Raw genomic sequence first — 18760 nt, forward strand, 5'->3', positions numbered from 1 at the left:
CATGGACCACAAGCTCTCCCCCGAACTGGAAGAACTCCGCCGCACGGTGGAGGAGTTCGCGCACGATGTCGTCGCACCGAAGATCGGCGACTTCTACGAGCGGCACGAGTTCCCGTACGAGATCGTCCGGGAGATGGGCCGCATGGGCCTGTTCGGCCTGCCCTTCCCGGAGGAGTACGGCGGGATGGGCGGCGACTACCTGGCGCTGGGCCTGGCCCTGGAGGAACTGGCCCGGGTGGACTCGTCGGTGGCGATCACGCTCGAGGCCGGTGTCTCGCTGGGCGCGATGCCGATCCACCTCTTCGGCACCGAGGAGCAGAAGCGGGAGTGGCTGCCCCGGCTGTGCTCGGGCGAGATCCTGGGCGCGTTCGGGCTGACGGAGCCGGACGGCGGCAGTGACGCGGGCGCGACCCGCACGACGGCCCGCCTGGACGAGTCGACGGACGAGTGGGTGATCAACGGCACCAAGTGCTTCATCACCAACTCGGGCACGGACATCACGGGCCTGGTCACGGTCACGGCGGTCACCGGGCGCAAGCCGGACGGCGGGCCGTTGATCTCGGCGATCATCGTCCCGTCGGGCACTCCGGGCTTCACGGTGGCGGCCCCGTACTCGAAGGTGGGCTGGAACGCGTCGGACACGCGGGAGCTGTCGTTCCAGGACGTCCGCGTCCCGGCGGCGAACCTGCTGGGCGAAGAGGGCCGGGGCTACGCCCAGTTCCTGCGCATCCTCGACGAGGGCCGGATCGCCATCGCGGCGCTGGGCACGGGTCTCGCGCAGGGCTGTGTGGACGAGTCGGTGAAGTACGCCGGGGAGCGGCACGCGTTCGGCCGTCCGATCGGCGCCAACCAGGCCATTCAGTTCAAGATCGCCGACATGGAGATGAAGGCGCACACGGCCCGCCTGGCGTGGCGGGACGCGGCGAGCCGTCTGGTGGCCGGTGAGCCCTTCAAGAAGGAGGCGGCGGTGGCCAAGCTGTACTCCTCCACGGTCGCCGTGGACAACGCCCGCGACGCCACCCAGATCCACGGCGGCTACGGCTTCATGAACGAGTACCCGGTGGCCCGCATGTGGCGCGACTCCAAGATCCTGGAGATCGGCGAGGGCACGAGCGAGGTCCAGCGCATGCTGATCGCCCGGGAGTTGGGGCTGGCGGCGGGCTGACGGCGCGGAGCGGGCGGCCCGCACCCCTGGACAAACCGTGAGGTTAGGCTAACCTAAGCCTGGCTCCAGCCAGGGGCCCGCGGGCCCGCCCGCATCCACCTGCTCCGCACGCACGAAAGCAGACCCCGTCATGTCGAACGCCAGAACCGCCCGTTTCTCCCGTCGCGGCCTCCTCGCCGCCGGTGGCGCTCTCGGACTCGGTGCCGCGCTCGCGGCCTGCGGCGACGGGGACGCGAAAAGCGGCGGCTCGGACGCGCCGGGGGCCGCCGAGCCCAAGTCCGGCCCCTGGTCCTTCGAGGACGACCGCGGCACCACCGTGAAGCTGGACAAGGTCCCCGCGAACATCGTCGCGTTCACCGGTGTCGCCGCGGCCCTGTACGACTACGGCGTCCAGGTCAAGGGCGTCTTCGGCCCGACGAAGACCAAGGACGGCAAGGCCGACGTCCAGGCCGGCGACATGGACGTCAGCAAGGTGACCGTCCTCGGCAACGTCTGGGACCAGTTCAACGTCGAGAAGTACGCGACCCTCGCCCCCGAGCTCCTCGTCTCCACCACCTTCGACGACGCGGGCACCCTCTGGTACGTCCCCGAGGCCTCCAAGGAAAAGATCGCCAAGCTCGCGCCGAGCGTCGCCGTCTCCGTCTACGACCGCCAGTTGACCGCGCCGCTCGAGCGCATGTGGGAGCTGGCCGAGTCGCTGGGCGGCGACATGAAGGCCGCCGCGGTCGTCGACGCGAAGAAGCGCTTCGAGGCGGCGTCCGAGCGGCTGCGCAAGGCCGCCAAGGCCCACCCCGACATCAAGGTGATGGCCGGCTCGGCGAGCCCGGAGCTGTTCTACGTCTCCGGCACCGACCTCTCCGCCGACCTGGAGTACTTCAAGGCGCTCGGCGTGAACTTCGTCGAGCCGACCGAGGAGGCCAAGAAGCCGACCGGCGGCTGGTTCGAGAGCCTCAGCTGGGAGAACGTCGACAAGCACCAGGCCGACGTCATCATCATGGACGACCGCAGCTCGGCCATCCAGCCCGCCGACATCACCGAGGCGACCTGGAAGAAGCTCCCCGCGGTCAAGGCCGGTCAGGTCATCGCGCGTTCCGCCGAGCCGATCCTGTCCTACGACAAGTGCGCCCCGCTGCTCGACAACCTCGCCGAGGCCATCGAGAAGGCGAAGAAGGTCAGCTGACCGCCCCTGCCGGAATCTCCCCCGGGAGCCGCACATGGCCACCGCCGTAGCCGCCCCGTTCCGTCTCCCCTCCCTCCAGGTCGACGGAACGAGGCGGCTCGGTCCGTTTCCGACGCCGATCGGGCCCGGACGGGGCCGGGGGCACCGAAGCCCGACAACGGAACAACTGCGCGAACAGCGTTGGCCACAGCACCGGTTGAGCGCCCCCTACACCTCGTGGCGGCGTGATCACGGTCACGGCCGGAGCAGGAACAGAGTCGACCAACTTAGGCTAGGCTCACCTAAGTAAAAATGGGCCGCACCGCGGCGCGCGCCCCGCTCCCTCCCCGCACCGGACCATCCCCACCGGAGGCCCCCCCCATGCGCTCGCACCTGCTCAACGACACCACCGCGGAGCACTACCGCCGCTCCGTGACCGAAGGAGTCGAGCGGGTGGCAGCCAAACTCGCCACCACCGAACGCCCGTTCACCGGCGTCACGGTCGACGCCCTCGCCCCCGCCGTCGAGCGGATCGACCTCGACCGGCCGCTGCACGACACCACCGCGGCACTGGACGAACTGGAGGACGTCTACCTCCGGGACGCGGTCTACTTCCACCACCCCCGCTACCTCGCCCACCTCAACTGCCCGGTCGTCATCCCGGCCGTGCTCGGCGAGGCGGTGCTCTGTGCCGTCAACTCCTCCCTGGACACCTGGGACCAGTCGGTCGGCGGCACCCTCATCGAGCGGAAACTGATCGACTGGACGGCCGCCCGCATCGGCCTCGGGCCGTCCGCCGACGGGGTGTTCACCTCCGGCGGCACCCAGTCCAACCTCCAGGCGCTGCTGCTGGCCCGTGAGGAGGCCAAGACCGGCGACCTCGCGAAGCTGCGCGTCCTCGCCTCCGAGGTCAGCCACTTCAGCGTGCAGAAGTCCGCGAAACTGCTCGGCCTCGGCCCGGACGCGGTGGTGCCGGTCCCCGTCGACCACGACAAGCGGCTGCAGACCGTCGCCCTCGCCCGCGAGCTGGCGCGCTGCACCGAGGACGGCCTCGTCCCCATGGCCGTCGTCGCCACCGCCGGAAGCACCGACTTCGGCTCCATCGACCCGCTGCCCGAGATCGCCGAACTGTGCGCCCAGTACGGCGTCTGGATGCACGTGGACGCCGCCTACGGCTGCGGACTGCTCGCCTCGCTGAAGCACCGGGACCGGATCGACGGCATCGAACGCGCCGACTCGGTCACCGTCGACTACCACAAGTCCTTCTTCCAGCCCGTGAGTTCGTCGGCCGTGCTGGTCCGCGACGCGGCCACGCTGCGGCACGCCACCTACCACGCGGAGTACCTCAACCCGCGCCGCATGGTGACCGAGCGCATCCCCAACCAGGTCGACAAGTCCCTGCAGACCACCCGCCGCTTCGACGCGCTGAAACTGTGGATGACGCTGCGCGTGATGGGCGCCGACGGCATCGGCGGGCTCTTCGACGAGGTCTGCGACCTGGCCCACGAGGGCTGGAAGCTGCTCACCGCCGACCCGCGCTTCGACGTGGTCGTCGAACCGTCGTTGTCCACGCTCGTCTTCCGCTACGTCCCGGCCGCCGCCACCGACCCCGCCGAGATCGACCGGGCCAACCTCCACGCCCGCAAAGCCCTGTTCGCCTCCGGTGACGCGGTCGTCGCGGGCACCAAGGTGGCGGGACGCCACCACCTGAAGTTCACCCTGCTGAACCCCGAGACCACGACCGCCGACATCACCGCCGTCCTCGATCTGATCGCCGGCCACGCCGAGCAGTACCTGGGAGAGTCCCTTGACCGCGCTTCCTGAAGCCCCTGACACCGCCTACGACTTCGTGGGGATCGGGCTCGGCCCCTTCAACCTCGGCCTCGCCTGCCTCACCGAGCCCATCGGCGACCTGAACGGCGTCTTCCTGGAGTCCAAGCCGGACTTCGAGTGGCACGCCGGGATGTTCCTCGACGGCGCCCACCTCCAGACGCCGTTCATGTCGGACCTGGTCACGCTCGCCGACCCGACCTCCCCCTTCTCCTTCCTCAACTACCTGAAGGAGAAGGGCCGTCTGTACTCGTTCTACATCCGGGAGAACTTCTACCCGCTGCGCGTCGAGTACGACGACTACTGCCGCTGGGCCGCCGGCCGGCTGAGCGGCATCCGCTTCGGCACGACCGTCACCGAGGTGACGTACGACGAGAGCACCGAGCTGTACGCCGTACGGACCGGGACCGGTGACACCTACCGCGCCCGGCGGCTGGTGCTCGGCACCGGCACCGTGCCGTTCGTGCCCGAGCCGTGCCGCGGCCTGGACGGCGACCTGCTGCACACCGCCGAGTACATGCACCGCAAGGCGGAGCTGCGGCGGAAGGAGTCGATCACGGTCGTCGGCAGCGGGCAGAGCGCCGCCGAGATCTACTACGAGCTGCTGTCCGAGATCGACGTCCACGGCTACTCGCTCAACTGGGTCACCCGCTCCCCGCGGTTCTTCCCGCTGGAGTACACCAAGCTGACCCTGGAGATGACCTCCCCCGACTACATCGACTACTTCCGCGCGCTGCCCGAGGAGACCCGCTACCGGCTGGAGAAGCAGCAGAAGGGCCTGTTCAAGGGCATCAACTCCGACCTCGTCGACGCCATCTTCGACCTGCTGTACCAGAAGAACATCGAGAGCGGCGACCGCGCGGTCCCCACCCGGCTGCTCACCAACTCCTCGCTCGTCAGCGCCCGTCACGAGAACGGCGGGTACGCGCTCGGCTTCCACCAGGACGAGCAGGGCAAGGACTTCGAGCTGCGCACCGAGGGCCTGGTGCTGGCCACCGGCTACCACTACGAACCGCCGGCCTTCCTCGACCCCGTCCGCGACCGGCTCCGCTTCGACGGCCACGGCCGGTTCGACGTGGCCCGCAACTACGCCGTCGACGTGACCGGCCGGGGCGTGTTCCTGCAGAACGCAGGCGTCCACACACACAGCGTCACCAGCCCCGACCTGGGCATGGGCCCGTACCGCAACAGCTGCATCATCCGCGAACTGCTCGGCTCCGAGTACTACCCCGTGGAGAAGTCCATCGCCTTCCAGGAGTTCGCCGTATGAGCATCACCGACAGCGGCTACCGGTGCGCACTCGGCACCTTCACCGTCCGCCCGCTCGACCCGCTCCGGGACGCCGAACTGCTGCACTCCTGGGTCACCCACCCCAAGGCCGCGTTCTGGATGATGCAGGACGCCGAGCTCCAGGACGTCGAGCGCGAGTACATGAGGATCGCGGCCGACGAGCACCACCACGCCCACCTGGGGCTGCACGAGGGCCGGCCCGCCTTCCTGATGGAGTCGTACGACCCCGCCCACCGCGAGCTGGCCGGCCTGTACGAGCCGGAGCCCGGGGACGTCGGCATGCACTTCCTGGTCGCGCCCACCGACACCCCGGTGCACGGTTTCACCCGGTCCGTCATCACCGCCGTGCTGGCGCACCTCTTCCGGGACCCGGCCCTCCGGCGCGTCGTCGTCGAACCGGACGTGTCCAACAAGGCGGTGCACGCCCTGAACGAGGCCGTGGGCTTCGTCCCCGTACGCGAGATCGACAAGCCGGAGAAGAGGGCATTGCTGAGCTTCTGCACCCGCGAACAGTTCGCCGCGGCCACGGGGGTGGGCATATGAGCGCCGCCGACGCCGTGGACCACCTCACCCCCGAACGCTGGGAGACGGCCAACCGCCTGCTGATCCGCAAGGCGCTCGCCGAGTTCGCGCACGAGCGGCTGATCCACCCCGAGGAGACGGACGGGGGCGGCTACGTCGTACGCAGCGACGACGGCCTGACCGAGTACCGCTTCACCGCCGTCCGCCGCGCCCTGGACCACTGGCAGGTGGCCGCCGACTCCATCAGCCGGAACCGCGACGGGTCCGAACTCCCCCTCGCCGCACTGGACTTCTTCATCGAGTTGCACAAGTCGCTCGGGCTGAGCGACGAGGTCCTGCCGGTGTACCTGGAGGAGATCTCCTCCACCCTCTCCGGCACCTGCTACAAGCTCTCCAAGCCGCCGGTCACCTCGGCCGAGCTGGCCGGCGCCGGCTTCCAGGCCATAGAGACCGGCATGACCGAGGGCCACCCCTGCTTCGTCGCCAACAACGGGCGGCTCGGCTTCGGCATCCGGGAGTACCGCGCCTACGCGCCGGAGACGGCGAACCCGGTCCGGCTGGTGTGGCTGGCGGCGCACCGCTCGCGGGCGGCGTTCACGGCCGGCGTCGGCATCGAGTACGAGTCGTTCCTGCGGCAGGAGCTGGGCGAGGGCACCGTCGAGCGCTTCCACCGGACGCTCACCGGCCAGGGCCTCGACCCGGCCGACTACCTCCTCATCCCCGTCCACCCCTGGCAGTGGTGGAACAAGCTCACCGTCACCTTCGCCGCCGAGGTCGCCCGCCGCCACCTGGTGTGCCTCGGCGAGGGCGACGACGAGTACCTGGCCCAGCAGTCCGTCCGGACCTTCTTCAACCGGTCGAACCCCGAGAAGCACTATGTGAAGACGGCCCTGTCCGTCCTCAACATGGGCTTCATGCGCGGTCTTTCGGCCGCCTACATGGAGGCCACCCCGGCGATCAACGACTGGCTGGCGCGGCTGATCGAGAACGACCCGGTACTGCGCTCGACGGGGCTGACGATCATCCGGGAGCGGGCGGCGGTCGGCTACCGGCACCTGGAGTACGAGCAGGCCACCGACCGCCACTCGCCGTACCGCAAGATGCTGGCCGCGCTGTGGCGGGAGAGCCCGGTGCCCTCGCTGCGAGGCGGCGAGTCCCTCGCCACCATGGCCTCCCTGCTCCATGCGGACCACGAGGGGACGTCCTTCGCGGGCGCGCTGATCGAACGGTCCCGGCTCGCCCCCGCCGAGTGGCTGCGGCACTATCTGCGCGCCTACTACACCCCGCTGCTGCACAGTTTCTACGCCTACGACCTGGTGTTCATGCCGCACGGCGAGAACGTGGTCCTGGTGCTGGAGGACGGGGTGGTGCGGCGCGCGGTCTACAAGGACATCGCCGAGGAGATCGCGGTGCTGGACCCGGACGCGGTGCTGCCGCCGGAGGTCTCCCGCATCCGCGTGGAGGTGCCGGAGGACCAGAAGCTGCTGTCGGTCTTCACGGACGTCTTCGACTGCTTCTTCCGCTTCCTCGCCTCCGACCTCGCCTCCGCGGGCCTCCTGACCGAGGACGACTTCTGGCGGACGGTCGCGGAGATCACCCGCGAGTACCAGGCGTCGGTGCCCGAACTCGCCGACAAGTTCGCCCGGTACGACATGTTCGCCCCCGAGTTCGCGCTGTCCTGCCTCAACCGGCTCCAGCTGCGCGACAACCGGCAGATGGTCGACCTCGCGGACCCGTCCGGCGCGCTCCAGCTGGTCGGCACCCTGAAGAACCCCCTCGCGGGGCTCTGACCCGCCCGGCCGGGGCCGCCCTGAGGGGCGGCCCCGGCCGCCATGGGCGTCGGCAGGCAACCCGGTTGGCGCAGACAGCTCTCCCCCGATCCGGTGAAACAATCCCTCCCATGGCGGAAATCATCCAGAAGGACGGAACCTGGGCCTTCGACGGGACCACCCTGCGGCTGACTCCCGGACGGGACAAGAACGTCGGGCTGCTCCGCCGGACGCTGGGCGAACTGCTGGTCCCGCTCGGCGCGCTGGCGGGGATCTCGTTCGAGCAGGGCAGAAAGGCGGGGCGGCTCAGGCTGCGACTGCGCGAGGGCGCCGACCCTCCCCCACTGCCTGAACGGCGTGGGGGGACCCCCAGCTGCAGGCGTCCGGCGGCCGGCTCACCGACTCGCACGACCCGTACCAGCTGGTCGTGGAGTCCGACCGGTACGGCGTCGCCGAGTACTTCACCGACGAGGTCCGCAACGCCCTGCTGCTGGACCAGGTGCCCTCCGACCCGGTCCCGGAGTACCTGCTGCCCGGCCCGTCCGTACCGCTGTCCGCCTCCGCCGGGGACGGCTCGGTGAGCTTCGACGGGGAGCGGATCCGCCTGGAGTGGAACTGGAAGACGGAGGACGCCAAGTCCGCCGTCGGCACCCGCACCCTGGCGCTGACCGACATAGCCGCCGTGGAGTGGGTGCCGGCGACCGGACTGGAGAACGGCCACCTCCGTTTCGTCGTGCGCCACGCGCCCACCAAGGCCCCGGCCAAGTACGACCCCAACGCGGTAAAACTGTGGGGCTTCAAGAAGGACCCCCTGATGGCGCTCGTCGCCGCCGCCGTCCAGGCCCGCCTGCCCCACCCGGCCGCCAGGGACTCCACGCCCGCCCTCGTGCCCGACACCGCCCAAGGCCGTGCCGGGCACGAACGCCCGGCAGAACCGGAGGCCGCCCCCGGCACCTCCGCCGCCGCCTCCGAGGACGAGCACGACGCGCTGCTGCGCCGGCTGCGCGAGCTCGGCGAACTTCACCGCTCCGGCGTACTGACGGACGAGGAGTTCACCCTGGCCAAACAGGCGGTCCTCAAGCGCATGTGAACGCCCCCTGCCCGCAGCCACCGCCCACGGCAACCGTCCCGTCCGTCGACACTCCGTACGCTTTCCTGCCCGAAATCGGGCAGGATTCTTGCGCGAGCCTCCCCGTTACCTCAGGATCGTCGGGTGCACGACGAACTGGTCGATCATCTGACGCGGTCCACGCCCCTCAGCCGGGGCGAGGCGCTGCGCGTGGTCCAGGACGTGCTCGCCTACTTCGACGAGACGACCGAGGAGTACGTCCGTCGCCGTCACCGCGAGCTCCAGGCCCAGGGCCTGGTGAACGCGACGATCTTCGAACGGATCGAGGCGGATCTCAGATATCGCGCGGTGGCCCCGCCGGAGCTCTCGCTCCGGCAGCTGCGGCGCATCGTCTACGGCTAGGAACACACCCATATGTGCGGAATCGTCGGATACATCGGCAGGCGTGACGTCGCCCCTCTGCTGCTCGAAGGCCTGCAGCGCCTGGAGTACCGGGGGTACGACTCGGCGGGCATCGCCATCACGTCGCCGAAGGCCGCCGGACTGAGGACGGTCAAGGCCAAGGGCCGGGTGCGCGAGCTGGAGGCGAAGGTCCCGGCCCGTTTCAAGGGCACCACGGGCATCGCCCACACCCGCTGGGCCACCCACGGCGCCCCGTCCGACGTGAACGCCCACCCGCACCTGGACGCCGAGGGCCGGGTCGCCGTCGTCCACAACGGCATCATCGACAACGCCGCCGACCTGCGCCGCAAGCTGGAGGCGGACGGCGTCGAGTTCCTCTCGGAGACGGACACCGAGGTCCTCACCCACCTGATCGCCCGCTCGCAGGCCGAGAAGCTGGAGGACAAGGTCCGCGAGACGGTGCGGGTCATCGAGGGCACCTACGGCATCGCCGTGCTGCACGCCGACTTCCCGGACCGCATCGTGGTGGCCCGCAACGGTTCGCCCGTCGTGCTCGGCATCGGCGAGAAGGAGATGTTCGTCGCCTCGGACATAGCCGCCCTGGTCACCCACACCCGGCAGATCGTCACCCTCGACGACGGCGAGATGGCCACCCTCAAGGCCGACGACTTCCGCACCTACACCACCGAGGGCACCCGTACGACGGCCGAGCCGACCACCGTGGAGTGGGAGGCCGCCTCGTACGACATGGGCGGCCACGACACCTACATGCACAAGGAGATCCACGAGCAGGCCGAGGCCGTGGACCGGGTGCTGCGGGGCCGGATCGACGACCGTTTCTCCACGGTGCGCCTGGGCGGCCTGAACCTGGACGCCCGTGAGGCGCGCCGGATCCGCCGGGTGAAGATCCTCGGCTGCGGCACCTCGTACCACGCGGGGCTGATCGGGGCCCAGATGATCGAGGAGCTGGCCCGCATCCCGGCCGACGCCGAGCCGGCCTCCGAGTTCCGCTACCGCAACGCGGTCGTCGACCCCGACGCGTTGTACGTCGCGGTGTCCCAGTCCGGTGAGACGTACGACGTGCTGGCGGCGGTGCAGGAGCTGAAGCGCAAGGGCGCGCGGGTGCTGGGCGTGGTGAACGTCGTCGGTTCCGCGATCGCCCGGGAGGCGGACGGCGGCATGTACGTGCACGCCGGCCCCGAGGTCTGCGTGGTGTCCACGAAGTGCTTCACCAACACCACGGTCGCCTTCGCCCTCCTCGCCCTGCACCTGGGCCGCACCCGCGACCTGTCCGTGAGCGACGGCAAGCGGATCATCGAGGGGCTGCGCAGGCTGCCGGGGCAGATCACCGAGATCCTGGAGCAGGAGGAGGAGATCAGGAAGCTGGCCCTGCAGTACGCGGAGGCCCGTTCGATGCTCTTCATCGGCCGGGTCCGGGGCTACCCGGTGGCCCGTGAGGCGTCCCTGAAGCTCAAGGAGGTCTCCTACATCCACGCGGAGGCCTACCCGGCGTCCGAGCTCAAGCACGGCCCGCTGGCCCTGATCGAGCCCGCGCTGCCCACGGTGGCGATCGTCCCCGACGACGACCTGCTGGAGAAGAACCGCGCGGCCCTGGAGGAGATCAAGGCCCGCAGCGGCCCGATCATGGCCGTCGCCCACCGGGAGCAGGAGAAGGCCGACCACACCGTCGTCGTGCCGAAGAACGAGAACGAACTGGACCCCATCCTCATGGGCATCCCGCTGCAACTCCTCGCCTACCACACGGCGTTGGCCCTGGGCCGGGACATCGACAAGCCGCGGAACCTCGCCAAGTCGGTCACGGTCGAGTAGGTCCGCCCGGCGGGCCGGCGCCTCAGGGGATGACCACCACGGGGCGCTGGGCCCGCTTGGCGAGCCGGCCGGCGACGGAGCCGAAGATCCGGCCCACCAGGCCGTGGGTGGAGCCGACGACGATCGCGTCGGCCTCGTACTCCCGGCCGACCTCCTCGAGTTCGTGGCAGATGTCGCCGCCACGCTCGACCAGGATCCAGGGCACCTCGGTGAGGTGGTCCGCGCAGGCCAGCTCGAGGCCGAGGACCTCGGTGCGGTGGTCCGGGACGTCGACGAAGACCGGCGGCTCGCAGCCCGCCCACACCGTGGTCGGCAGCCGGTTGGCGACATGGACGATGATCAGCGCGGAGCCGAAGCGCCGGGCCATGCCGATCGCGTAGGCGAGGGCCCGCTCGCTGGAGGTGGAGCCGTCGAAGCCGACGACCACACCGTGCCGGAACGCGGGATCGCACGGATGGCGCGACTTTTCCGCGCCCAGAGGATCGGCCCCGAGCGGCTCGGCCGCCGTGGGGTCGGCGAGGGGTCGCTTACGATCCGCGGGTTCGAAGAATTCGTGACCGGCCATGGCTGTCTCGGCGTTGTGATCCTTGTGACGGGTGACGACAGGGTGCGTCGGAGCTGTGTCCGGGAATCATCTTCCCAACCCCATACCCCCAAGGGTACGGCGGTACGCGTCCTCAGCCCAGACTCCCGCCCGAGCTGGCCGACGGGTTTTCCGGAGCATGCCCGAGGGGGCGCCCGTCACGCAATGGTCGCTGCGCCGTACAGGCGGTTTGCACGGGGTGGACCGAGCCGCGGGAGTGCCACCGGGCGCCTTGGTTCCGGGGACCCGGGACCCCGGGACCCGGGGTTTCCTCCCGGAACCGCAGTGACCGGCACCCCTCCCGCGCGTCGACCCCCGTGAGCCGCGCCACAGGGAGCGCATCAGGTCCGGGCCCCGACCCGCCGCCGAGGCGGACCGCGCACCGGACTCCCGGGAAGCCTTCCCACCGGGAGCCCTCCCGGGCCCGATCACCGACGTGGTCCGCCCGACGGCGTTCGGCTCTCCGCCGGCGCCGGTCGCCCCGTTCCGGTGCGGTTCCGGTGCGATTCCGAGCGGGCGGCGCGGGACGGCGGGGATACACCGGTCACGTGACCGGTTTCCGCACCTGCGGGCGTATCTTTTCAGCCAACTTCCGCACCCTGTGCATCCCCTGCCGTGGCCACCCCCCAACCCTCGTTCGACCTGCATAAAAAGGGGTCGGCGCCCCCTGCGCACCCTATGGGGATTGGCCACCACGACAAGGCGCACTTCCCTGCACGGCCCACGAGTGCGACCCTTCGTGATCGAATGCTTCACGCCAAGTTGCCAAGTCGACAATGCGCCGGGACTGAACTGGCCACCCGGGCACGACGGGACACAGTAGATTCGATCTTGACTGTCTTACGGCGGGGGACTCGTGCAGGACCGAGGGGAAACGTGTTGGAGCGACAGACCCGAAAGGATCAGGGCGCCGCGACCACCGAGGGGGGCTTAGCAGTATGAGCCACGACTCCACTGCCGCGCCGGAGAGCGCGGCCCGGAAACTCACCGGGCGACGCCGCAAGGAGATCGTCGCCGTGCTGCTGTTCAGCGGCGGCCCCATCTTCGAGAGTTCCATACCGCTGTCGGTGTTCGGGATTGACCGCCAGGACGCCGGCGTACCGCGCTACCGACTGCTGGTGAGCGCCGGTGAGGGAGGCCCGCTGCGGACCACAGGGGGCCTCGAACTCACCGCGCCGCACGGCCTGGAGGCGATCGCCCGCGCGGGCACCGTCGTCGTGCCCGCCTGGCGTTCGATCACCTCGCCGCCACCGGACGACGCGCTCGAAGCGCTGCGCCGCGCCCACGAGGAGGGCGCCCGCATCGTCGGGCTGTGCACCGGCGCCTTCGTGCTCGCGGCGGCCGGCCTGCTGGACGGCCGTCCGGCGACCACCCACTGGATGTACGCGCCGACGCTGGCGAAACGCTATCCGTCGGTGCACGTCGATCCGCGCGAACTCTTCGTGGACGACGGCGACGTGCTGACGTCGGCGGGTACGGCGGCCGGAATCGACCTGTGCCTGCACATCGTGCGCACGGATCACGGCAACGAGGCGGCGGGGGCGCTCGCCCGGCGCCTCGTCGTCCCACCGCGCCGGACGGGCGGTCAGGAGCGCTATCTCGACAGGTCTTTACCCGAGGAGATCGGCGCCGACCCGCTCGCCGAGGTCGTCGCCTGGGCGCTGGAGCACCTCCACGAACAGTTCGACGTGGAGACGCTGGCGGCACGCGCGTACATGAGCCGTCGTACGTTCGACCGCCGCTTCCGCTCGCTGACCGGCAGTGCGCCGCTGCAGTGGCTGATCACCCAGCGGGTGCTGCAGGCCCAGCGCCTGCTGGAGACGTCGGACTACTCGGTGGACGAGGTCGCGGGCCGCTGCGGGTTCCGCTCACCGGTCGCGCTGCGGGGCCACTTCCGGCGCCAGCTGGGTTCGTCCCCGGCCGCCTACCGGGCCGCGTACCGCGCGCGACGCCCCCAGGCCGAGCGGAACCAGGGCGCCGACGGCTTCCCCAACACCCCGGGAGCCGTCCCGTCCGGCCCGGCGCACCAGCACGGGCACCCGGGACAGGCCGGCCCGGCGTCCACCGCACCGCACCCGGACAACCCCGTCCCGCACCAGTCCCGGCGTGCGGCGGCCGCGAGCACCCTGGGCGGGCCGTCCTCCCTGACGGCCTCGGCGGACCCGGGCCGTGAGGCGTACGTCCCCACGCGGGCGAGCCTGCCGGGGCAGCGCAGCGTGCCGTGAGGCGGACCTGAACGCCTGAGACGGGGCCGCCACGGGAATCGTCCGACGGGCCGGGCCGGAGACTCCAGTCTCCGGCCCGGCCCGTCTCTCTGCCCGCCCTCCGCCCGTTTTTCCCCGCCCTCCGCCCGGTTTCCGCCCGCATCACTCACCCGGTCCCCGACGGGTCACCTACGCTCCCGCGCGCCGTAAGGTGAGACATATGAACGATCGCATGGTGTGGATCGACTGCGAGATGACCGGCCTCTCGCTGTCCGACGACGCGCTCATCGAGGTGGCCGCCCTCGTCACCGACTCCGAGCTGAACGTGCTCGGCGACGGTGTGGACATCGTCATCCGCCCGCCGGAAGGGGCCCTGGAGACGATGCCGGAGGTGGTGCGTGAGATGCACACCGCGTCCGGGCTGCTCGCCGAGCTGGCGGACGGCACGACGCTCGAGGACGCCGAGCAGCGCGTCCTCGCCTATGTGAAGGAACACGTCAAGGAGCCCGGCAAGGCGCCCCTGTGCGGCAACTCCGTCGGCACGGACCGCGGATTCCTGCTGCGGGACATGCCGATGCTGGAGGACTACCTGCACTACCGCATCGTGGACGTGTCGAGCGTCAAGGAGCTGGCGCGCCGCTGGTACCCGAGGGCGTACTTCAACAGCCCCGAGAAGAACGGCAACCACCGCGCGCTGGCCGACATCCGCGAGTCCATCGCGGAGCTGCGCTACTACCGCGAGGCCGTCTTCGTACCGCAGCCCGGCCCCGACTCCGACACCGCGAAGAAGATCGCCGCCAAGCACGTCCTGCCTGCTCAGTAGGGGTGTGAGGCGGTCGTCCGAAGGGCGCAGCGAAACCCTGGCGCGAGCACCCCTTCGGACCAGGTACACTTTTTCTCGGCTGGTCGGGGAAGACACTGATCTTCACCGGTACCAGCCGTGGTGGGTGTAGCTCAGCTGGTAGAGCACCTGGTTGTGGTCCAGGATGTCGCGGGTTCAAGTCCCGTCACTCACCCTGAAAGATCAAGGGCCGGCCCGTGAGAACGGGCCGGCCCTTGATCTGTTTCACAGGCCTTGGGGGCAGGTGGCCTCCCCCGGGGCCCGGGGCCCACCTGCCCCGGGCCCCGCGGCCCGCCTCAGGACGAGGCGCGCTCCACCAGTTCCGTGGCCAGGACCACCTGACGTCGTTCCAGCCCGCGCGAGGCGGGCGGACGGCGGTCGGCGATCTCGGCGAGGAGGAGATCGATCATCCGGTGGCCCATCTCCTCTATGGGCTGGCGCACGCTGGTCAGCGGCGGGTCCATGTGGCGGGCGATGGCGGAGTCGTCGTAGCCGACCAGGGCCACGTCGTCGGGGATGCGGCGGCCCGCCTCGCGCAGCGCGTGCCGGGCGCCGGCGGCGGTCACGTCGGAGGCGGCGAAGACCGCGTCCAGGTCGGGACGGCGCTCCAGCAGGGCCGCCATCGCGTGCCGGCCGCCCTCCTCGGAGAAGTCGCCCGCCTCGATCAGCAGGTCGTCCACCTCGTGGCCCGCGTCCCGCAGGGCGTCACGGTAGCCGTCGACGCGCCGCTGGGCGCCGTACACGTCGAGGCGGCCGGTGATGTGGGCGATACGGCGCCGGCCCCGGCCGACGAGGTGCTCGACGGCCTGCCGGGCGCCGTCGTAGTTGTCCGAGTCGACCGAGGTCAGGGTCTCCGCGGCCGACCGGGGGCCGCTGATCACGGCCGGGATCTCCAGCCGGGCGAGCATGTCGGGCAGCGGGTCGTCGGCGTGCACGGAGACCAGCAGCACACCGTCCACGCGATGCGCGGCCAGATAGTCGGCGAGCCGCTGCCGCTCCCGGTCGCTGCCCGCGAAGATCAGCAGCAGCTGCATCTCGGTGTCGGAGAGCGCCGCCCCCACCCCGCGCAGCATGTCCGAGAAGTACGGTTCGGCGAAGAACCGGGTCTCCGGTTCGGGCACGACCAGCGCGATCGCGTCGGTGCGGTTGGCGGCCAGCGCGCGGGCGGCCGTGTTCGGGACGTAACCGAGCTCGGCGACGGCGGCCTCCACGGCGGCCCGGGTGGCGTCACTCACCCGGGGTGACCCGTTGATCACCCGGGAGACCGTGCCCCGGCCGACACCGGCGCGCGCCGCCACCTCTTCGAGGGTGGGCCGGCCGCCGCTGCGGCCCCGCGCTCCGTGGCTTGCCATCTGCGCCCCGCCTTCCGTCCCGTGTCACGCCGGCCTGCTGGCCTGGAATCTAACAGCCCCACCGGCGGCGGCGACCGCCGTCCGGACCTCGGGACACTCCCGGCGAGGACCGGGCGGCCGGCTAACGGGCCGATAACTGAAGGCAGTTCTCCGCGTTCGGTCCCTTGACACCCCCGCCCGGACCCGCGACTCTTCAACACATCACTTGTGGGAGCGCTCCCACGGTACCTGACACATACACAACCCGCACGTTCCCCGCCCGAGCCGCAGCACGCAACAGACGGGCCCGACAAAGCCGTCGGCCGGGGGGTCGGTACGTCAGGGCAACAGGAGGACGCAATGCGAGCACGTACCCTCCCCCTCTCTCGGCAGCGCACGGGCGGGGGGAAGCCCTTCACCCGCAAGGCACTGGCCGTCGCGGCCGTGGTGTCGCTGGGCACGGGGCTGCTGGCCGGCTGTGCCGACGACGGTGGAGACGGTGACTCCGATTCCTCGTCGGACGGCAAGGGCAAGACCACGATCACGCTGGGCCTGTTCGGCACCTTCGGCTTCAAGGAGGCCGGTCTCTACGCCGAGTACGAGAAGCTGAACCCGGACATCAAGATCGCCGAGAACGTCGTCGAGCGCAACGAGAACTACTACCCGGCGCTGCTCAACCACCTCACCACCAACAGCGGTCTGCAGGACGTCCAGGCCGTCGAAGTCGGCAACATCGCCGAGATCGTGGAGACCCAGGCCGGCAAGCTCGAGGACCTCTCCAAGGCCGAGGGCGTGAACAAGGGCGACTGGCTCGAGTGGAAGTGGGAGCAGGCCACCACCAAGGACGGCCAGACCGTCGGCCTGGGCACCGACATCGGCCCGATGGCGATCTGCTACCGCAAGGACCTGTTCGAGAAGGCGGGCCTGCCGACCGACCGCGAGGAGCTCGGCAAGCTGTGGGCCGGCGACTGGGCCAAGCTGATCGATGTGGGTGAGGACTACCAGAAGAAGGCGCCCAAGGGCACCACCTTCTTCGACTCCCCCGGCGGTCTGATGAGCGCCGTCCTCAGCAGTGAGGAGAAGCGGTTCTACGACTCCTCCGGCGAGGTCGTCTACAAGACCAACCCCGCCGTCAAGAAGGCCTTCGACATGACCGCGAAGGCCGCCGAGGACGGACTGGTCGGCGGCCAGACGCAGTTCCAGCCCTCGTGGGACCAGACGATCGCCAACAACAAGTTCGCCGCGATGTCCTGCCCGCCCTGGATGCTCGGCTACATCAAGGGCAAGTCCCAGCCGGACGCCGCGGGCAAGTGGGACGTGGCCCTGCCCCCCAAGGCCGGCAACTGGGGCGGCTCCTTCCTGACCGTGCCCAAGAGCGCCAAGAACGTCGAGGAGGCCAAGAAGCTCGTCGCCTGGCTGACCGCGCCCGAACAGCAGGCGAAGCTGTTCAAGGTGCAGGGCAGCTTCCCGAGCGCCCAGAGCATCTTCGACAGCCCCGAAGTGACCGACGCGGTGAACGACATGACCGGTGACGCCCCGATCGGTGAGATCTTCGCCGAGGCCGCCAAGCAGATCCCGGTCCAGGTCATCGGCCCGAAGGACCAGATCATCTCGCAGGGCCTGGCCGACAACGGCGTCATTCTGGTGACCAAGGGCAAGTCGCCGAAGGAAGCCTGGGAGACGGCCGTCAAGACCATCGACAACAACCTGGACAAGTGACCCGGATGTCCACCCGCCACGACACCGCCGCGTCCCCCGTCAAGGGGGGCGCGGCCCCGGGCCGCCCGCCCGGGGGCACCGCGTCCAAGAGCTCCGAGAGCTCCGAGGACAAGGAGGAGCGGCGCCGGCGGAAGCTGTCCCGCCGCTGGCAGCGCGACATGCGCTGGAGCCCGTACGCCTTCGTCGCGCCGTTCTTCCTGCTGTTCCTCGCCTTCGGCCTGTTCCCGCTGGTCTACACCGGCTGGGCCTCGCTGCACCAGGTGGAGCTGACCGCCCCGACCGACATGAACTGGGTCGGGCTGAAGAACTACACCCGGATCTTCGACGACGACTTCTTCTGGAACGCGGCGCGGAACACCCTGACCATCGGCATCATCTCGACCGTCCCGCAGTTGCTGATGGCGATGGGCATCGCCCACATCCTCAACTACAAGCTGCGCGCCTCGACCTTCTACCGGGTCGCGATGCTCGCCCCGTACGCCACCTCGATCGCCGCCGCCTCCCTGGTGTTCGTGCTGCTCTTCGGGCGTGACTACGGGATGGTCAACTGGGCGCTGGACCTCGTCGGGATCGACCCGGTCGCCTGGCAGGACGACAAGTGGCCCGGGCAGTTCGCCGTCTCGACGATCATCATCTGGCGCTGGACCGGTTACAACGCGCTGATCTACCTGGCCGCGATGCAGGCGATCCCGCAGGACCTGTACGAGTCGGCGGCGCTGGACGGCGCCAGCCGCTGGCAGCAGTTCCTGCACGTGACGCTGCCGTCGCTGCGCCCGACGATCCTGTTCACGGTGGTCGTCTCCACGATCGGCGCCAGCCAGGTCTTCGGCGAGCCGCTGCTGTTCGACCCCAACAAGGGCGCGTCCGGCGGTGCGGAGCACCAGTTCCAGACGCTCGGCCTGTACCTGTACGAACAGGGCTGGATCAACCAGCACCTGGGCCGTGCCTCGGCGATCGCCTGGATGATGTTCCTGATCCTGATCGTCATCGGCATCATCAACTACGTCATCTCGCGCCGGCTGCGCGCCAGCAGTTAAGGAGTTGTG

At 70.1% G+C, this 18760-nt stretch carries 14 protein-coding genes, 1 tRNA gene and 1 pseudogene; 14 read left to right on the plus strand and 2 right to left on the minus strand.

Features of this window, described 5'->3' with window-relative positions; all coding sequences use genetic code 11:
* Position 1 precedes the first annotated feature (1 nt).
* The 9 genes and pseudogenes from JL475_RS10715 (at position 2) to glmS (ending at position 11036) form a co-directional block, all read left to right on the plus strand.
* Positions 2-1165 carry an acyl-CoA dehydrogenase family protein gene (locus JL475_RS10715; RefSeq protein WP_202277304.1) on the plus strand — a complete coding sequence of 388 codons (1164 nt, stop codon included), beginning with the start codon at positions 2-4 and terminating at the stop codon, positions 1163-1165.
* Positions 1166-1295: 130 nt separating this feature from the next.
* Positions 1296-2345, plus strand: coding sequence for an ABC transporter substrate-binding protein (locus JL475_RS10720; protein ID WP_202277305.1), 1050 nt, complete (start codon positions 1296-1298; stop codon positions 2343-2345).
* Between the two features lie 360 nt (positions 2346-2705).
* On the plus strand, positions 2706-4148 hold the full coding sequence (gene desA, locus JL475_RS10725) for a lysine decarboxylase DesA (protein WP_202277306.1): 1443 nt from the start codon (positions 2706-2708) through the stop codon (positions 4146-4148).
* Positions 4132-5424 carry a lysine N(6)-hydroxylase/L-ornithine N(5)-oxygenase family protein gene (locus tag JL475_RS10730; RefSeq protein WP_202277307.1) on the plus strand — a complete coding sequence of 431 codons (1293 nt, stop codon included), beginning with the start codon at positions 4132-4134 and terminating at the stop codon, positions 5422-5424. The genes desA and JL475_RS10730 overlap by 17 nt, the downstream gene beginning before the upstream one ends.
* Complete coding sequence (locus tag JL475_RS10735; protein WP_202277308.1) at positions 5421-5987, plus strand: GNAT family N-acetyltransferase; 567 nt, start codon at positions 5421-5423, stop codon at positions 5985-5987. Before JL475_RS10730 ends, JL475_RS10735 begins: the two co-directional genes overlap by 4 nt.
* Positions 5984-7756, plus strand: a complete 1773-nt coding sequence (locus JL475_RS10740) for an IucA/IucC family siderophore biosynthesis protein (protein WP_202277309.1) — start codon at positions 5984-5986, stop codon at positions 7754-7756. Before JL475_RS10735 ends, JL475_RS10740 begins: the two co-directional genes overlap by 4 nt.
* Positions 7757-7866: 110 nt before the next feature.
* Positions 7867-8825: pseudogene (locus tag JL475_RS10745) on the plus strand (DUF4429 domain-containing protein).
* Positions 8826-8948: 123 nt separating this feature from the next.
* A complete protein-coding gene (locus JL475_RS10750; protein WP_030217181.1) occupies positions 8949-9206 on the plus strand; it encodes a hypothetical protein in 258 nt (85 codons plus the stop codon).
* A gap of 12 nt (positions 9207-9218) precedes the next feature.
* Positions 9219-11036, plus strand: coding sequence for a glutamine--fructose-6-phosphate transaminase (isomerizing) (glmS, locus tag JL475_RS10755; protein ID WP_202277310.1), 1818 nt, complete (start codon positions 9219-9221; stop codon positions 11034-11036).
* Between the two features lie 22 nt (positions 11037-11058).
* On the opposite strand, the gene JL475_RS10760 is transcribed toward glmS, so the two are convergent.
* Positions 11059-11601 carry a universal stress protein gene (locus JL475_RS10760; protein WP_202277311.1) on the minus strand — a complete coding sequence of 181 codons (543 nt, stop codon included), beginning with the start codon at positions 11599-11601 and terminating at the stop codon, positions 11059-11061.
* A 956-nt stretch (positions 11602-12557) separates the two neighbouring features.
* On the opposite strand from JL475_RS10760, the gene JL475_RS10765 reads away from it, so the two are divergent.
* The 3 genes from JL475_RS10765 (at position 12558) to JL475_RS10775 (ending at position 14839) form a co-directional block, all read left to right on the plus strand.
* Positions 12558-13844, plus strand: coding sequence for a helix-turn-helix domain-containing protein (locus JL475_RS10765; protein ID WP_202277312.1), 1287 nt, complete (start codon positions 12558-12560; stop codon positions 13842-13844).
* Between the two features lie 199 nt (positions 13845-14043).
* Positions 14044-14646, plus strand: coding sequence for an oligoribonuclease (orn, locus tag JL475_RS10770; RefSeq protein ID WP_202277313.1), 603 nt, complete (start codon positions 14044-14046; stop codon positions 14644-14646).
* A gap of 120 nt (positions 14647-14766) precedes the next feature.
* Positions 14767-14839 (plus strand) — tRNA-His (locus tag JL475_RS10775).
* Between the two features lie 121 nt (positions 14840-14960).
* Here the strand turns inward: JL475_RS10775 and JL475_RS10780 are convergent.
* Positions 14961-16016, minus strand: a complete 1056-nt coding sequence (locus tag JL475_RS10780) for a LacI family DNA-binding transcriptional regulator (protein ID WP_109380835.1) — start codon at positions 16014-16016, stop codon at positions 14961-14963.
* Positions 16017-16355: 339 nt separating this feature from the next.
* On the opposite strand from JL475_RS10780, the gene JL475_RS10785 reads away from it, so the two are divergent.
* The gene (locus tag JL475_RS10785; protein ID WP_202277314.1) at positions 16356-17714 is read left to right on the plus strand and encodes an ABC transporter substrate-binding protein; all 1359 of its coding nucleotides are present in this window, start codon (positions 16356-16358) and stop codon (positions 17712-17714) included.
* A gap of 5 nt (positions 17715-17719) precedes the next feature.
* On the plus strand, positions 17720-18751 hold the full coding sequence (locus JL475_RS10790; protein WP_202277362.1) for a carbohydrate ABC transporter permease: 1032 nt from the start codon (positions 17720-17722) through the stop codon (positions 18749-18751).
* Positions 18752-18760 lie beyond the last annotated feature (9 nt).

Origin of the sequence: Streptomyces sp. M2CJ-2 (assembly GCF_016757295.1) — a bacterium.
In the GTDB taxonomy this organism is placed as follows: Bacteria; Actinomycetota; Actinomycetes; order Streptomycetales; family Streptomycetaceae; genus Streptomyces.

Coding starts and splice junctions, on each gene's coding strand:
- JL475_RS10735 (WP_202277308.1), top strand. CDS start 5,421: ATGAGCATCACCGACAGCGGCTACCGGTGCGCACTCGGCACCTTCACC.
- JL475_RS10740 (WP_202277309.1), top strand. CDS start 5,984: ATGAGCGCCGCCGACGCCGTGGACCACCTCACCCCCGAACGCTGGGAG.
- JL475_RS10715 (WP_202277304.1), top strand. CDS start 2: ATGGACCACAAGCTCTCCCCCGAACTGGAAGAACTCCGCCGCACGGTG.
- JL475_RS10790 (WP_202277362.1), top strand. CDS start 17,720: ATGTCCACCCGCCACGACACCGCCGCGTCCCCCGTCAAGGGGGGCGCG.
- JL475_RS10785 (WP_202277314.1), top strand. CDS start 16,356: ATGCGAGCACGTACCCTCCCCCTCTCTCGGCAGCGCACGGGCGGGGGG.
- glmS (WP_202277310.1), top strand. CDS start 9,219: ATGTGCGGAATCGTCGGATACATCGGCAGGCGTGACGTCGCCCCTCTG.
- orn (WP_202277313.1), top strand. CDS start 14,044: ATGAACGATCGCATGGTGTGGATCGACTGCGAGATGACCGGCCTCTCG.
- JL475_RS10760 (WP_202277311.1), bottom strand. CDS start 11,601: ATGGCCGGTCACGAATTCTTCGAACCCGCGGATCGTAAGCGACCCCTC.
- desA (WP_202277306.1), top strand. CDS start 2,706: ATGCGCTCGCACCTGCTCAACGACACCACCGCGGAGCACTACCGCCGC.
- JL475_RS10780 (WP_109380835.1), bottom strand. CDS start 16,016: ATGGCAAGCCACGGAGCGCGGGGCCGCAGCGGCGGCCGGCCCACCCTC.
- JL475_RS10765 (WP_202277312.1), top strand. CDS start 12,558: ATGAGCCACGACTCCACTGCCGCGCCGGAGAGCGCGGCCCGGAAACTC.
- JL475_RS10720 (WP_202277305.1), top strand. CDS start 1,296: ATGTCGAACGCCAGAACCGCCCGTTTCTCCCGTCGCGGCCTCCTCGCC.